This window comes from Marichromatium bheemlicum (assembly GCF_012276755.1).
Classification (GTDB): Bacteria; Pseudomonadota; Gammaproteobacteria; order Chromatiales; family Chromatiaceae; genus Marichromatium; species Marichromatium bheemlicum.
On record NZ_JAAXKX010000001.1, the window covers coordinates 1 to 16,081 of the forward strand.

Here is a 16,081-nt window from a genome sequence, read left to right on the forward strand (position 1 = left end):
GGGTCTTGAGAAGACCTGTTCGTTCATGCACACCGCCAAGGCGTGCAGCAACCCTGGCCGTCTCCTGGAGACGGCCCTGGCGCACGTTCACAGCCATGGCTATCACGCTACGGGAATCGATCGCCTCATCGCCGAGACCGGGGACGACAAGGGCTGGTCCCCTATTCCCTCCGCAATCAGGAGGCGCTTATACGCCGTACTCGAGCGCCATCCTGGAGGCACTCGCCGTCCCCGCCGGAACACGCCCCGGAGGGTCCACGCCCCCACAGCGACACCGGCTCGGTGGTCTCGCCGCCGGCTTCTCCCTGGCCGAGGCACAGGGACGACGATACGGCACGCCGCTCGGGTAACCTCGCCGCCGAACTGAGCCTGAAGTCGGGGATGCGGCGCCAGCGGATCCACGCCGCCCTCACCCGACACCAGGGAAGCATTGCAGAGCGGTGCGCTGCGATCAGCAGCTGGGTCTGATCGGTTCGACCGAGGCGCCGCAACGGCTCGCCGGGTCGCTCCCCGGGCTGCTCGGCGAGTCAGCCCAGCCGCACGCCACCACGGCCTGGCACGCCATCGAGCAGCACCTGTTGTATCCAGCCTCAGACCGATCGGCCTGCCTTGATCGACGACACCGCGCCCGGGCTTGGGCCCGTGCGGCGCGGGCCGACGTGATCCCGGTGCCGGTCAGACCTTGCGCCGGGTGTGTAGGCGACGTGCCAGACCCAGCGCGCAAAGCCCGCCACCGAGCAGCGCCAGCGGGGCGGGGAGCGGCACCGACTGGGCCGGTTGACTCCCGCTCGGCGGGAACAATGCCGCAGTGCTGACGGCGAAGGCGAACTGGAAGGTCGTCGCCTGCGCCTCGGCGGTGCGGAACCCCTGACAGCCGGCCCCCAACCCCAGGGCCGCGCACTCCTCGTCGTGCAGGGTCGCGATCGGCGCAACTCCACCGTTGGGATCCTGCAGCAGCAGGCTCACCAGGTATTCGTTACCGTCGTAGAGCAATGGCATATCGAGGGTCTGGGTGACGAGCAAGCCGAACAGGTCGGGACAGGGCGAGAGACTCTCGCCCGGGCAATTGCCATCGTTCGGGGTCTCCTTGAAGAAGAGTTCGAAGTCCAGGGTCGAGGCATCGACCCGGCTTCCTCGACCCGGGAGTTCCGGGGTCAACGTCAAGGTCGTCGCCACCCGTCCCCATTCGAGGCTGGAATAACTCGACGAGAGTCGATTGTTCCAATGCGTCAGGCTGGTCCCGACACCGATCTCGGCGCCGCTATCGATCTCACCGTCGCGCACCGTCACAACCGACCCCGTTGCCGGACCGCCACCGGTGCGCTCACCGCTCACCCCATTGCCGATGGTCAAGGCGCTGCGGTTGCGATCGGGATCGGCAGAGGGATTGCGAAAGTCGGGACTGACCATCGGCGGCTCACGAAACCAGCAGCCCGCCCCCAAGAATCCACAGCGACTGGTGTCGCGATAGTCGGCAGACCCCCAGGACAACTCATGGTCACTGGTCTGAAGATCGCCCCGCGCGCCCGTAAACCGCGCCTCCACGAAACGGGCGTCTGTCTGATATCCCCACTGGCTCACCACCGGCCCGGCGAGCGCCTGCCCCATCCCTCCGAGCATCACCGCCACCAATGCGACCTGCCCCTTGATCAATCCCTGCCTCAGCATGCCTTCACACTCCTTGCGAATCAGTACATCAGGGCCCCTGCCCCGGGATCGGCATCCACCGCCACCTCGGCGGCAGGGACACCGAACACGCATTAGCATTTTTCAGGCCAATAAAATATAAAAGACTGATCGATAAATTTTTTTAAGTCGCATCGATGGGCTGGCCGCCCCCACTCACCTCCGATGTGTAAAATGATCTGACACCTCAAACGCCCTCCCCACACCGACCACCCCGACTCCACGCATCTGCATGTCGGCCGGTGCTGTGCGAGAATTCCACGCTTGTCGACATGACGAGGACCCGTTCGTGAACCAGGCCAGCCCCGCCCCCCTGAGCTCCCCGCTCGCCCCTCCGTTACCGCAGCGCGCGGACGAACGCCGGTGCTGGGGCGGACTGCACGGGGCCGGCGCGGCACTCGCCATCGCCACCGTCGCCAGACGCCACCCAGGGCTGGTGCTGGCGCTGGCCGAGGACGTGCAGGCGGCGCGACGGCTGCACGCCGAACTCGGTTTCTTCCTCGCCGGCAGCGCACTCCCGGTGCTCGGCTTCCCCGACTGGGAGACCCTGCCCTACGACGTCTTCTCACCGCTACCGGAGCTGATCTCGGAGCGACTGCTGACCTTGCACCGCCTGCCGGGGCTCACCCGTGGCGTGCTGGTGGTACCGGTGGCGACGCTGCTCCAGCGACTGCCGCCGCGCGACTACGTCGACGCCCACTCGCTGGTGCTCGCCTGCGGCGACCGGCTCGATCTCGACGCCACCCGACTGCGCCTCGAACACGCCGGCTACAGCTGTGTCTCGCAGGTGATGGGACACGGCGAGTACGCGGTGCGCGGCTCGCTGCTCGACGTCTTCCCGATGGGCAGCCAGCAACCGCTGCGCATCGACCTGTTCGACGACGAGGTCGAGAGCATCCGCCTGTTCGACCCCGAGACCCAGCGCTCGCACGACCACGTCGAACAGGTACGGATGCTGCCGGCGCGTGAGTTCCCCTTCGACGAGCCGGCGATCGCCGGCTTCCGCAGCCGCTATCGCGCCAGTATCGAGGGCGACCCGCAGCGCAGCCTGATCTATCGTGAGGTCTCAGAAGGGCGCACCCCGGGCGGGATCGAATCCTACCTACCGCTGTTCTTCGACGACACCGCCACCCTCTTCGACTACCTCCCGACGACCACCTTGGCGGTCGAGTCCGAGGGCTGTCGCGAGGCTGGCGCAGGCTTCCTCGCCACCGTCACCGAGCGCTACGAGCAACGCCGTCACGACGCCGAACGCCCGCTGCTCGCCCCGGCGCAGCTCTATCTCAGTGCCGAGCAACTGGCCGCCGCGCTCAACCGCATGCCCGGGGTGAACTACCGCACCGAACCGCTCGCCACGCGCCCCAAGGGCTATGCCGGGGTCGACAACTTCGCCACCCTTGATCTACCCCCACTGGAGCTACAGGCGCGCGCCGCCGAGCCAGCACGAGCACTACAGCGCTTCCTCGCCACCCCGGGGCAGCGGGTACTGTTGGTGGCCGAGAGCACCGGACGGCGCGAGCTACTCGCCGAGCAGTTGCGCGACTTCGGCATCCATGCCAGCCAGGTTGCCGATTGGGGCGCCTTCGTCAACGGCGAGCAGCCACTGGCGCTCACCGTCGCCCCCCTTGAGCAGGGGCTGCGACTCGCCGACCAAGGGCTGGCACTGATCACCGAGACCCAGATCTATGGTGAGCGGGTGCGCCAGGAGCGTCGCCGTCGTGCCCGCGAGCGCGACGGCGACGCGGTGGTACGCAACCTCACCGAGCTGACCGAGGGCGCGCCGGTGGTCCACGAGGAGCACGGCGTCGGGCGCTATCTAGGGCTGCAGACGCTCGAGGTCGGCGGCAGCAGCACCGAGTTCCTCACCCTCGGCTATGCCAAGGGCGACAAGCTCTATGTCCCGGTCAGCTCGCTGCACCTGATCTCGCGCTATACCGGCGCCACCCCCGAGCAGGCACCGCTGCACCGACTCGGCGGCGAGCAATGGGAGCGGATCAAGCGCAAGGCGGCACAGAAGGCCTGCGACGTCGCCGCCGAGCTGCTCGACGTCTACGCCCGGCGCGCCGCTCGCCAGGGCGTAGCCAGCCCCGCGCCCGATGCCGACTATGACGCCTTCGCCGCCGCCTTCCCCTTCGAGGAGACCCCGGACCAGCGACGCGCGATCGACAGCGTGCTCGCCGACATGGCCGACACCAAGCCGATGGACCGGGTGGTCTGCGGCGACGTCGGCTTCGGCAAGACCGAGGTGGCGATGCGCGCGGCCTTCGTCGCCGCCAACGGCGGGCGTCAGGTGGTGGTGCTGGTGCCGACCACCCTGCTCGCCCAGCAGCACTTCGAGAACTTCTCCGACCGCTTCGCCGACTGGCCGATCAAGGTCGAGAGCCTGTCGCGCTTCCGCACCGCGCGCGAGCAGAAGCAGATATTCGCCGGGCTAGCCGATGGCACCATCGACATCATCGTCGGCACCCACAAGCTGCTCCAACCGGGTATCGACTTCCACGACCTGGGGCTGGTGATCGTCGACGAGGAGCATCGCTTCGGGGTGCGTCACAAGGAGCGACTCAAACAACTGCGCAGCGAGGTCGACATCCTCACCCTCACCGCCACCCCGATCCCGCGCACCCTCAACATGGCGATGTCGGGGCTGCGCGATCTGTCGATCATCGCCACCGCGCCGGTCGAGCGCCACCCGATCAAGACCTTCGTCAGCCCGTGGAACGACGGTCTGGTGCAAGAGGCGGTACAGCGCGAACTCAAGCGCGGCGGCCAGGTCTATTTCCTCCACAACGAGGTCGAGACCATCGAGAACCAGGCGCAGAAGCTCGAGGCGCTGATCCCGAGCGCACGCGTCCAGGTCGCCCACGGTCAGATGCGCGAGCGCGAGCTCGAACGGATCATGCGCGACTTCTACCACCAGCGTTTCAACCTGCTGGTGTGTACCACCATCGTCGAGAGCGGCATCGACGTGCCCAGCGCCAACACCATCATCATCAATCGCGCCGACAAGCTCGGCCTGGCCCAGCTCCATCAGCTGCGCGGCCGGGTCGGGCGCTCGCACCACCGCGCCTATGCCTATCTGATCACCCCGCCGACCAAGGCGATGACGCCGGACGCGGTCAAGCGACTAGAGGCGATCGAGGCGATGGAGGACCTCGGTGCGGGCTTCACCCTCGCCACCCACGACCTCGAGATCCGTGGCGCCGGCGAGCTGCTCGGCGACGAGCAGTCGGGACAGATCGCCGAGGTCGGTTTCTCGCTCTACATGGAGCTGCTCGAACGCGCGGTCGAGGCGCTCAAGGCCGGACGCACCCCGGAACTCGACCGACCGCTCAGCCACGGCGCCGAGATCGATCTGGGGGTGACGGCGCTGCTGCCGAGCGATTACCTGCCCGACGTGCACGCCCGCCTGGTGATGTACAAGCGCATCGCCAGCGCCACCAGCAAGGAGGCGTTGCGGGAACTACAGGTGGAGATGATCGACCGCTTCGGGCTGCTGCCCGAACCGGCCAAGCGTTTGCTGGAGATCACCGCACTGAAGCTGCGGGTCCAGCCGTGGGGGATCATCAAGATCGAGGTCGGCGCCACCAGTGGGCGGATTTGTTTCGACGCCAATCCAAAGGTCGACCCGACACGGTTGATCGGGCTGATCCAGGAACAGCCCAAACACTACCGACTCGACGGTGGCGACACCCTCAGGTTCTACCACCAGATGCCGGAGCCCGAACAGCGCTTGCGCCAGGTCGAGGCCGTCGTCGAGCGCCTGACCGAGACGTCGTGAACGGCGCGATTCAGCCCTCGCCCTGACAGGCGGCGCAGACGCCGTAGATCACCAGCGAGTGATCCTGGATATGAAAGTCCTTCTCTGCGGCGATCTGCGACTGGCGCTCTTCGATGATCGGGTCGACGAACTCGACCACCTTACCGCACTTGACGCAGACCAGGTGGTCGTGGTGATCGCCGCTATTGAGCTCGAACACCGACTGGCCACCCTCGAAGTTGCGCCGGCAGACCAGCCCGGCACTCTCGAACTGGGTCAGGACCCGATAGACGGTTGCCAGCCCGACCTCTTCGTCCTGACTCAGCAACTGCTTGTAGACGTCCTCGGCACTGAGATGGCGCTTGCGGCTCTTCTCGAGGATGCCCAATATCTTCACCCGTGGGGCCGTCACCTTGAGGCCCGCACGCTTGATCTGTTGATTTTCCAAAACCGCTCTCCCCGTCTAGCCCAGGGGCGACGGCGACCGCCCGGGCTGCGTTGCTCACGCGCCGCCCGGTGATCGGGATCCGGCGCTGCTGTATCATGCCACGGTTATTTGCACAGTCATCGACGCAAAACAATGCGCAAGATTCTCACGTTTTTGATCCTAGGTTCTTTGTTGATTGTCGTCATGAGCGGCTGCTCGCGGGACAAACGCCCCGACGAGTACCGAAGCTCCATGCTGGAGAACCTGCCTTTCGTCTACAAGATGACGGTGCAGCAAGGCAATATCATCACTGAAGAGATGGTCGACCAGCTCCAGCCGGGGATGACCAGACGCCAGGTCCAGTACCTGCTCGGCACCCCGCTGCTGACCGACTTCTTCCATAGCAACCGCTGGGATTACACCTATACCATCAAGCGTGGACATCAGCCGATGGAGGTCCGCTACCTGACGCTGTTCTTCGAAGAGGACAGCCTAGTGCGGATCGAAGGGGACATCAAACCCGACCCCGTCCGCGCCCAGTCACGCGAGCCCAGGGAGATCCTGGTCAAGGTGCCCGACCACGAGGGGCGCAAGGGATTGGTCGAACGAGGACTCGAGGCCGTCGGTCTCGAGCCGGAGGAGTAACGGCGGGCTGCAGCCCGCCGCAGGGCCTCTCAGCCCCCTCCAGCCGCGCGGCGCTTACGCGCCGCCTTGGGGTCGGCGATCAGCGGACGATAGACCTCGATCCGATCGCCATCCTCGAGCACCTGATCGAGCTTGGCGAGCTTACCGAAGACCCCCACCTTGTTGCGCGTCAGATCGATCTCGGGAAAGCGCTCGAGCACACCGGACTGGTGCAACGCCTCCTCGAGCCGGGTGCCACGCGCCACCTCGAGCGTGCGCAGCAGCTGCCCCTGCTCGCCGACATAGGCCACCGAGACCTGCAGGTACTCAGCCACCGTACACCTCGTCGGCGCGCTTGCAGAAGGCATCGACCAGGGTGTTGGCGATCTGGTTGAACACGGTACCGAAGGCCTTGTCGATCAACCGTCCGGAGAACTCGAACTCCAACTCCAGCTCGACCTTGGAGGCGTCCTCGCGCAGCGCGGTGAAGGACCAACCACCGACGAGCTTGCGGAAAGGACCATCGAGCAGGTTGATGCTCATGCGCGCCGGGCGCTCGTAGTGGTTGCAGGTGCTAAAGGTCTGCTGGATGCCCATCCGCGACACCTCGATCTGACCACAGATCTGCTCCGCGCTCTCCGAGATCACCCGGGCGTTCCTGCACCAGGGCAGGAACTGCGGATAAGAGCCGACGTCATAGACGAGATCGAACATCTGGGCCGCGGAGTACGGCACCAGCGCACTTTTTCTGACAGTAGCCACAACTATTCAAGACCAATCAGTTTGAGGACGCCCAGGGCGTTGAGCATGACGACCATCACCGCCGTCGGCGCGACGTAACGGATCAGCACCCGCCACACGCGATAGGCCACGCCCTCGCCCAGGCGCAACTCGTCGAGCGAGGAGGCGCGGGCCATCTTCCAACCAGCAAAGATGGCGATGAGGATACCGCCGAGCGGCAGCAGGATGTTGGCGGTGACGAAGTCGAAGAGGTCGAGGATCCCCTTGCCGAAGATGGTGAAACCCGACCACTCGTTGAGCGAGAGCAGACAGGCGACACCGAGCAGCCAGACGGTGACACCCGCCAGCACCGAGGCACGCACCCGACTGAAACTAAGGTTCTCGACCAGCCAGGCGACCATCGGCTCGAGCAGCGAGATCGCCGAGGTCCAGGCGGCGAAGGTCAGCAGCACGAAGAACAGCGCCCCGAACAACTGCCCGCCGGGCATCTCGCCGAAGGCGATCGGCAGGGTCTGGAAGATCAGCCCTGGCCCGCTGTTCGGCGCCAGGCCGTTGGCGAACACCACCGGGAAGATCGCCAGACCGGCGAGCAGGGCGACCAGGGTATCCATCGAGGCGACGATCACCGAGTTACGGGCAATCGAGGCATCACGATTGAGATAGGAGCCATAGATCATGATCGCTCCCATACCCAGGCTGAGGCTGAAGAAGGCCTGGCCCATGGCACTGAGGATGGCCTCACCGGCATGCCCCTTGAACTTCTCGAAGTCGGGCGCGAACAGATAGTCGACGGCCCCGGCGAAGTCGCCGGTGCTGGCGGCATAGATCACCATGACCACCAGCAACACGAACAGTGCCGGCATCAGATAGCGCACCGCCTTCTCGAGACCGCTGGCAACACCACGCGAGACGACCAGGATCACCATGCCCATGAAGATGGTATGCCAGGCGAGCAACCGCTCGGCATCACCTACCAGGCCGGAGAAGACCTCACCGGCGGCGGCACCATCGATCCCGTTGAAGACACCGGTGGCGGTACGGAAGATATAGGCCAGTCCCCAACCAGCGATGACGCTGTAGAAGGACAGGATCAAGAAGGCGGTGACGATGCCCATCCAGCCGACCAACTGCCAGCCCTTGGAACGTCCCTCCTGCGAGGTGAGGGTACGCATGGTGTTGATCGGGCTCTGACGGCCGCGCCGACCGAGCATGATCTCGGCCATCATGATCGGGATCCCGATGGCGGCGACACAGAGCAGATAGACCAGGACGAAGGCACCGCCGCCGTACTCGCCAGCGGTATAGGGAAAGCGCCAGATATTGCCCAGACCGACGGCCGAACCGCTGGCCGCAAGGATAAAGGCGAGACGTGTGGACCACATCCCATGGATGGAAGTGACGGCCATGTGTCAAAAACTCCTAAGCTGCGATCTGTTCGCGTACGACGTCCGCGAGCCACTCGCACACACGGCGCACCTGCTCCTCATCAGTCCCCTCGACCATCACCCGCACCAGGGGCTCGGTCCCGGACATCCGCAACAGCACCCGGCCACTGCCGGCGAGTTCACGCTCGGCCTCGGCGACCGCCTCGCGCACCGCTGGCAGCGCATTGAGGTCGCGACGCTGATCGAGACGCACATTGATCAACACCTGCGGGTAACGCTCGACCTCGGCGCACAGCGTCTCGAGCGAGCAATCGAGCTGCTTGAGCGCGGCCAGCACCTGCAGCGCCGAGACGATCCCGTCGCCGGTGGTGGTGCGATCGCGGCAGATAATGTGCCCGGAGGGTTCGCCACCGAGGATGCCATCGGCCCCCTTGAGGGCCTCCATGATGTAGCGGTCACCAACCTTGGTGCGAGCGAAGCCCACCCCGAGACGGTCGAGCGCATGCTCGAGCCCGAGGTTGCTCATTAGGGTGCCGACCACCTCGCCGCGCATTGCGCCGGCCGCCAGCCGGGACTTGGCGATGATGTAGAGCAGCTGGTCGCCGTCGACCAGTACGCCTCGCGAATCGACCATCAGCACCCGGTCACCATCACCATCGAAGGCGATACCGAGGTCCGCACCCTCACGCACTACGGCCTCGCGCAGTGCCTCGGGCTGGGTCGATCCAACGTCGCGATTGATATTGAACCCATTGGGCTCGACCCCGAGGCGAATCACGCTGGCGCCGAGCTCTTCGAAGACATGGGGGGCGGTATTATAGGTCGCCCCGTTGGCACAATCGACAACGATTTTCAGGTCGTGAAGATCGATCGCCGAGGGAACGGTGCTCTTGCAGAACTCGATATAGCGACCGCCGGCATCACCCATCCGCACCACCTTGCCGAGGGCGCTGGAGTCGACCGTACGCAGCGGCCGCTCGAGTTCGGCCTCGATCGCCGCCTCCACGGCGTCGGGCAGCTTGTCGCCCTCGGCCGAGAAAAACTTGATGCCGTTGTCCTGATAGGGGTTGTGCGAGGCGGTGATAACGATCCCGGCATCGGCGCGAAAGGTACGGGTGAGATAGGCCACCGCCGGGGTAGTCATGGGGCCGAGCAGACGGATGTCGACCCCCGCAGCGACCAGACCGGCCTCGAGCACCGACTCGAACATATAGCCCGAGATCCGGGTGTCCTTGCCGATCAGGACCTTGCCGCCCCCACCCTTGCCGAGCACCCGCCCAGCCGCCCAGCCGAGCTTGAGGACGAAGTCGGGGGTGATGATGCCCTCGCCGACCCGGCCACGAATGCCATCGGTTCCGAAGTATCTGCGCATTCAGTGTTCGCCCGCCGGTCCGCCGACGTGACCCTCCTTGGTTTCATTGGCGGTATCAGGCCCGGCCGGACGGCGCGGCTGATCATCGTCCCAGTCGCGCGGCGGGCGCGGCGTGCGCCCGGACATGATGTCATCGATCTGGTTCGAGTCGATGGTCTCGTACTTCATCAACGCCGCAGTCATCGCCTCGAGCTTGTCGCGATGAGTCTCGAGGATCTCGCGAGCACGCGCATAGTTGCGCTCGATCACGTCGCGAATCTCCTCGTCGATGAGGTGGCTGGTCTCGTCGGAGACATTCTTGTGCTGGGTGACCGAATGGCCGAGGAAGACCTCCTGCTCGTCCTCGCCGTAGGTCAACGGGCCGAGCCGGTCGGACAGCCCCCACTTGGTGACCATGTTGCGGGCGATCTCGGTGGCGCGCTGGATGTCGTTCTGCGCGCCGGTGGTGACACTCTCGGAGCCGAACACCAGCTCCTCGGCGACGCGACCACCGAACAGACTCGAGATGCTGCTCTCGAGCCGCTGCTTGCTGTAGCTGAAGCGATCGTCCTCGGGCAGGAACAGGGTGACGCCCAGGGCCCGACCACGCGGGATGATGCTGACCTTGTGCACCGGGTCGTGATCGGGCACCAGCCGGCCGACGATGGCATGCCCCGACTCGTGATAGGCGGTCAACCGCTTCTCGTCCTCGGTCATCACCATCGAGCGCCGCTCGGCGCCCATCATGATCTTGTCCTTGGCCTGCTCCATGTCGTCCATGTCGACCAGCTTCTTGTTGCGCCGCGCCGCGAACAGCGCCGCCTCGTTGACCAGGTTGGCCAGGTCGGCGCCGGAGAAGCCCGGGGTACCGCGCGCCAGTACCGAGGCCTTAACGTCCTCGGCGGCGGGGATCTTGCGCATGTGCACCTTGAGGATCTGCTCGCGCCCGCGCACATCGGGCAGCGGCACCACCACCTGACGGTCGAAGCGGCCCGGGCGCAGCAGCGCCGGATCGAGCACGTCGGGGCGGTTGGTCGCAGCGATCACGATCACCCCCTCGGTGCCCTCGAAGCCGTCCATCTCGACGAGCAACTGGTTGAGGGTCTGCTCGCGCTCGTCGTGCCCGCCGCCGAGACCGGCGCCACGGTGACGACCGACGGCGTCGATCTCGTCGATGAAGATGATGCAGGGGGCGTGCTTTTTGGCCTGCTCGAACATGTCGCGCACCCGCGAGGCACCGACACCGACGAACATCTCGACGAAGTCCGAACCGGAGATGGTAAAGAAGGGCACCCGCGCCTCACCGGCGATCGCACGCGCCAGCAGCGTCTTGCCGGTGCCGGGCGGACCGACCATCAGCACGCCCTTGGGGATCTTGCCACCGAGCTTCTGGAACTTGCCGGGGTCACGGAGGAAGTCGACCATCTCGGTGACCTCGTCCTTGGCCTCCTCGGCGCCGGCGACGTCCTGGAAGGTGACCTTGATCTGGTCCTCGGAGAGCATGCGCGCGCGGCTCTTGCCGAAGGACATCGCCCCACGCCCACCGCCGCCGCCCTGCATCTGGCGCAGGAAGAAGATCCACAGCGCGACCAGGATCAACAACGGGAACCAGTTGATCAGCACCTGCATCAGCACCGACTGCTGCTCGGGCGGCGCGGCCTTGATCACCACATCGTTATTGAGCAGATCGCCCACCAGGCCGTCATCGCCCGGGCTGAAGGTGGTGAAACGCTGTCCGGAGGCGGTCAGACCCTCGATCTGCCGTCCCTGGATGGTCACCTCCTTGACATCACCCTGCTTGACCTGCTCGATGAAGGTCGAGTAGTCGAGCTTGGTCGGGGTCGATTGGGTGGTGGTGAAGTTGTTGAACACGGACATCAGCACGATGGCGATGACCACCCAAAGAAGTATGTTTTTCGCCATGTCACTCACGGCCAGGTGCCCTTAGCTGGTTGATTGCCGACGCTGCGGCAATGTCGGACTCAAGCCGATGAAACTAGCATCGACCGCTCAAGGATTAAAGCCTTTGGCCACCAGATAGACCTCGCGGCTCTCCGATCTGGAGGACTTCGGCTTGCGTGTAACCACCCGCGAGAAGGACTGACGCAGGGCCCTCAGGTAGTCGTCGAACCCGGCCCCCTGGAAGACCTTGACCGCGAGTGCGCCACCAGGTTTGAGCCGGACCCGGGCCAGCTCCAGCGCGAGTTCGACCAGATACATCACCCGCGCCTGATCGACCACCGCCGTCCCGGTGATGTTCGGTGCCATGTCCGAGAGCACCACATCGAGTGGCGCCTCCTCGAGCACACGCTCGAGCTGCTTGAGCACCGCCTGTTCACGGAAATCGCCCTGGAGGATCTCAACACCCGGCAGCGGGTCGATCGGTAGCAGATCGAGTGCGACCACCCGCCCCTGCGTACCGACCAGACGCGCGGCCACCTGCGACCAGCTCCCGGGTGCAGCGCCGAGATCGACCACTCGCATCCCCGGCGCGAGCAGACGGTCGCGCTCCTGGAGTTCGAGCAGCTTGTAGGCGGCGCGCGAACGGTAACCGTCCTGCTGCGCCTGTTTGACGAAGGGGTCGCCGACGTGACGGTCGAGCCAGCGACGACTGGACTTGCTTCTTGCCATGGATCGAAAAACCGGTGGACTGGTGCGGCACGGGGAATCCGCGCGCATGGATAGGCTATTGAACCACAGCCCGGCAGTCCCAGGCGCGCCGGCGCACCGACTCAGAGCTCGTGGACCCAGGGGAAACGGAAGAGTTCGAGCAGCAGACCGGCCAGGGCACCACCGATCACGGCACCGACCACCGCCTGGGCAATGTCCTGGTGCAGGGCCAGGCTGGCCGGCACCCACCACCCCTGGCCGGCAACGACCAGCGGCCCACTGATCAGCCACACACTGCCGGCGGCAACCCCGGCGAGCAACGCCATCACCAGTGCCTCGATCAGCCAGCATAACCGCGTCTCGCGAAGCAGGCGCTGGGCCAGGCCGACCCAGCCGGGTACCGTCGAGACATAGAGCACACCATTGACGCTGACCAGGAACAGCAGCACCGCGAACACCGCGAAACCACCGGGCTGGCGCGACTCGGCAAAGGCCACCGCCGCCCCCACCAGCGCCCCGGTCATCAAACCCGCCAGTGTCTTGCCGGGGACATGGCGCGAGCAGCGGGCACGAAAGGGCACCAACGCCCCGACCACCGCGGCCAGCACGGCAGCGAGCAGCGCCGACTCCATGAAGCCGAGCATGCCGTTGCGTACAATCAGCGTCGCCACCCCGACCACACCACCGATGGCCGTAGCCATCAACGAGATCTCACGCGCCCCATAGAGCACCGCCCCCACCGCACCGGCCAGGGCCGCCGCTGGGACATAGGCCCAGTGCGACCAGCCGTGCACGCGCAACAGCTCAACCAAACCGATGAACAACGGTGCATGGATCATCCCGATCAGGCCCCACACGATGATGCGCAAGAACAGCAAGCGCCAGCGCACGCCCTGCCGACTCAGCGCAGGCTCGAGGCTGCCGTGGACGCGTACGTCGTAGCAATGACTGGAGGAGGCTTCGGGACGGGATAGAGACATGGCAGGGTTACCGCTGTTGGTGCCTGGGCGGGATCGGGCGAGGTGTCAAACCCGGTCGCGACATCGCTCCCGTCGGAGATACGGTCGCTGTCTCTAGATTAAAGCAGGGGTGCCGAGAGATCCGCGTGACCCGCGGCCCAGATGTCGCCGACGAACGCCGCCCCTGAAACGACAAACGGGGCCATGTGGCCCCGTCAGTGTACCCCCGGAGGGGTCCGTCAACCCGGATCAGCCTGCACGCAGGGTCCAGGAGGCGCACCAACCATTAAGGTTGATCAGCTTGCCGGGGAACAGGCTGCAGCCGCGCCACTCGCCAGCGCCCTGGTCGGGCAGCATGAACTGGCAGTTCTCGCAGTGCTGCTCCTCCGGAGGCAGACCCGGACGCGCAGCGGCGAGGCGCTCGGACTGGGTCGCATCGCGGTGGTATTTCAGCGCGACAGCGGTGGGATCGTCCTCGGTCACAGCGTTTGCAGGAACCTCGGCACGCGCGGTACCGAAACCAACGAGGTTGATCACCGGGACCGCAGCAGCGGTACCCAGCATCACTTTGACGGCGTCACGACGGCTCTTGCAAATTGGCTTATCGGACATGGGATCAACTCCTTCAAAAAGGCACACTTGGTGATCTCGACACTCCCGGAGACCCCGGAAGTCGTCCTTCATTGTGCAACATGAGGCCCGAAAAGGCGAGCACGATAAAGGCCGTTGGCCGGCGGGTTCAGTCCAGATAAGTGCCGGCGCCGAGATAGCGCGCGCGCCAATAGGGCGCATCGAGCCGGGCCAGGCGGACCTCGCGGCGCGAGGTCGAGGCGTGGACGAAGCGCTCCTCGTCGACCATCAGCCCGACATGGTGAACTCCAGGGGCGGTGCGGAAGAAGACCAGATCACCGGGGCGCGCACGCCGCCCCGAGCGCGCCCGAGCATGGGTTCGCTGCGCGCTCGAGACACGTGGGATGGCGATTCCGGCAGCATGGTGTGCGTAATAGGTCAGGCCACTGCAATCGACCCCGGTCGCCGGATCCTCGCCACCATAGCGATAGGGCGCGCCGAGCTGGGCGAGCCCGGCGGCGATCACCTGCTCACGCGCCCCACCCGACCCGGCACACCCGCCAAGCAGCCCAACCACCAAGATCCCGGCGAGGACACCTATCGGGACCAGCCGATTCTTCATCATTGATTGCAGCAATCTTTTCTAAGATGTTGTGCAAATTACATTTAGAAAAGACATCGAGGCCTGTCAAGCGCCCCCACCCCACTCACCACGCCCCAGCACACCTGCCACCGACCGCTGCTCATGCGCCCGATGGATGAGGAACCAAACCCTCACGACCGATGACCTAGCGCCTTACGCAGGCTTTACGCGCCCTAGGCCAGCCCTTACAGTCTACGGCGGTTTATCGAGCGGCCACCCCGATCCGGCCGCGGCTCTCCTCCACGCCCGTCGCCACACCCCAGCAACGCGGCGATCCACCCCCTTTGGAGTAATCATCGACATGAGCGACACCAAGCACTGCCGGCTGCTGATCCTGGGCTCCGGCCCCGCCGGCTATACCGCAGCGGTCTATGCCGCGCGCGCCAACCTCGACCCGGTGCTGGTCACCGGCCTCGAGCAAGGCGGCCAGCTGATGACCACCACCGAGGTCGACAACTGGGCCGGTGACCCGGACGGCGTCCAGGGCCCCGAACTGATGGAGCGGATGCGCCGCCACGCCGAGCGCTTCGAGACCGAGATCATCTTCGACCACATCCACTCCGCCGACCTCGGCAGCCGCCCCTTCACCCTGGAGGGTGACTCGGCGACCTACACCTGCGACGCGCTGATCATCGCCACTGGTGCCAGCGCCATGTATCTCGGCCTGCCCTCCGAGCAGAACTTCCGCGGGCGCGGGGTCTCGGCCTGTGCCACCTGCGACGGCTTCTTCTACCGCAACCAGGAGGTCGCGGTGATCGGCGGCGGCAATACCGCCGTCGAGGAGGCGCTGTATCTGTCCAACATCGCCGCCAAGGTCACCCTGATCCATCGCCGCGACAGCCTGCGCGCGGAGAAGATCCTCCAGCGCCAGCTGTTCGAGAAGGCCGAGCACGGCAATATCGAGATCCTCTGGGACCACACCCTCGACGAGGTGCTCGGCGATGCCAGCGGGGTGACCGGCATCCGCGTCAAGAGCACGCGCGACGACAGCACCCAGACGCTCAGCCTCACCGGGGTGTTCGTCGCCATTGGTCACCGTCCCAACACCGAGCTGTTCAGCGGACAGCTGGAGATGGACAACGGCTACATCCGCATCAACAGCGGCCTCAAGGGCAATGCCACCGCCACCTCGGTGCCTGGGGTGTTCGCCGCCGGCGACGTCATGGACCAGATCTACCGTCAAGCGATCACCTCCGCCGGTACCGGCTGCATGGCCGCACTCGACGCCGAGAAGTATCTCGACGCCCTGGCCCTGGAGCAGCCCTCGTCCTGAGCCCGGCTCGGTGCTGGCGCCAACGGCTTGCGCCGGCACCGAGCGCCCCAACCTG

At 65.7% G+C, this 16,081-nt stretch carries 14 protein-coding genes; 3 read left to right on the forward strand and 11 right to left on the reverse strand.

All coding sequences use genetic code 11. The features are described from left to right. Positions 1 to 675: 675 nt before the first annotated feature. Positions 676 to 1,668, reverse strand: a complete 993-nt coding sequence (locus HF203_RS00005; protein WP_168665324.1) for a THxN family PEP-CTERM protein — start codon at positions 1,666 to 1,668, stop codon at positions 676 to 678. Positions 1,669 to 1,975: 307 nt separating this feature from the next. Between HF203_RS00005 and mfd the strand changes: the two genes are divergently transcribed. After that, the gene (mfd, locus tag HF203_RS00010) at positions 1,976 to 5,464 is read left to right on the forward strand and encodes a transcription-repair coupling factor (RefSeq protein WP_168665326.1); all 3,489 of its coding nucleotides are present in this window, start codon (positions 1,976 to 1,978) and stop codon (positions 5,462 to 5,464) included. Positions 5,465 to 5,474: 10 nt separating this feature from the next. Here the strand turns inward: mfd and fur are convergent, their stop codons facing one another. After that, positions 5,475 to 5,891 carry a ferric iron uptake transcriptional regulator gene (fur, locus tag HF203_RS00015; protein ID WP_168665328.1) on the reverse strand — a complete coding sequence of 139 codons (417 nt, stop codon included), beginning with the start codon at positions 5,889 to 5,891 and terminating at the stop codon, positions 5,475 to 5,477. Between the two features lie 231 nt (positions 5,892 to 6,122). Here fur and HF203_RS00020 point away from each other — a divergent pair, with 231 nt between their 5' ends. After that, positions 6,123 to 6,515, forward strand: a complete 393-nt coding sequence (locus HF203_RS00020) for an outer membrane protein assembly factor BamE (RefSeq protein ID WP_246221592.1) — start codon at positions 6,123 to 6,125, stop codon at positions 6,513 to 6,515. A gap of 29 nt (positions 6,516 to 6,544) precedes the next feature. Here the strand turns inward: HF203_RS00020 and HF203_RS00025 are convergent, their stop codons facing one another. The 9 genes from HF203_RS00025 to HF203_RS00065 all read right to left on the reverse strand — a co-directional run bounded on the left by HF203_RS00025 (position 6,545) and on the right by HF203_RS00065 (position 14,735). Beyond that, positions 6,545 to 6,829 (reverse strand): RnfH family protein, encoded by a 285-nt coding sequence (locus HF203_RS00025; protein WP_168665332.1) that lies wholly within the window; start codon positions 6,827 to 6,829, stop codon positions 6,545 to 6,547. After that, positions 6,822 to 7,256 (reverse strand): SRPBCC family protein, encoded by a 435-nt coding sequence (locus HF203_RS00030; protein ID WP_168665334.1) that lies wholly within the window; start codon positions 7,254 to 7,256, stop codon positions 6,822 to 6,824. The genes HF203_RS00025 and HF203_RS00030 overlap by 8 nt, the downstream gene beginning before the upstream one ends. A 2-nt stretch (positions 7,257 to 7,258) precedes the next feature. Continuing rightward, on the reverse strand, positions 7,259 to 8,641 hold the full coding sequence (locus tag HF203_RS00035) for a sodium-dependent transporter (RefSeq protein WP_168665336.1): 1,383 nt from the start codon (positions 8,639 to 8,641) through the stop codon (positions 7,259 to 7,261). Between the two features lie 13 nt (positions 8,642 to 8,654). Beyond that, the gene (gene glmM, locus HF203_RS00040; RefSeq protein ID WP_168665338.1) at positions 8,655 to 9,992 is read right to left on the reverse strand and encodes a phosphoglucosamine mutase; all 1,338 of its coding nucleotides are present in this window, start codon (positions 9,990 to 9,992) and stop codon (positions 8,655 to 8,657) included. Beyond that, positions 9,993 to 11,894, reverse strand: coding sequence for an ATP-dependent zinc metalloprotease FtsH (gene ftsH / locus HF203_RS00045; protein WP_210424561.1), 1,902 nt, complete (start codon positions 11,892 to 11,894; stop codon positions 9,993 to 9,995). A gap of 87 nt (positions 11,895 to 11,981) precedes the next feature. Beyond that, the gene (gene rlmE / locus HF203_RS00050; protein ID WP_168665342.1) at positions 11,982 to 12,602 is read right to left on the reverse strand and encodes a 23S rRNA (uridine(2552)-2'-O)-methyltransferase RlmE; all 621 of its coding nucleotides are present in this window, start codon (positions 12,600 to 12,602) and stop codon (positions 11,982 to 11,984) included. Positions 12,603 to 12,703: 101 nt separating this feature from the next. Next, positions 12,704 to 13,561: a hypothetical protein gene (locus tag HF203_RS00055; protein WP_168665344.1), complete on the reverse strand. Its 858-nt coding sequence runs from the start codon at positions 13,559 to 13,561 to the stop codon at positions 12,704 to 12,706. Between the two features lie 228 nt (positions 13,562 to 13,789). Next, positions 13,790 to 14,152, reverse strand: a complete 363-nt coding sequence (locus HF203_RS00060; protein WP_168665346.1) for a high-potential iron-sulfur protein — start codon at positions 14,150 to 14,152, stop codon at positions 13,790 to 13,792. A 127-nt stretch (positions 14,153 to 14,279) separates the two neighbouring features. Further along, positions 14,280 to 14,735, reverse strand: coding sequence for a C40 family peptidase (locus tag HF203_RS00065; RefSeq protein ID WP_168665348.1), 456 nt, complete (start codon positions 14,733 to 14,735; stop codon positions 14,280 to 14,282). 319 nt (positions 14,736 to 15,054) lie between these two features. On the opposite strand from HF203_RS00065, the gene trxB reads away from it, so the two are divergent. Next, positions 15,055 to 16,026 carry a thioredoxin-disulfide reductase gene (gene trxB / locus HF203_RS00070; RefSeq protein ID WP_168665350.1) on the forward strand — a complete coding sequence of 324 codons (972 nt, stop codon included), beginning with the start codon at positions 15,055 to 15,057 and terminating at the stop codon, positions 16,024 to 16,026. Positions 16,027 to 16,081: the final 55 nt, after the last annotated feature.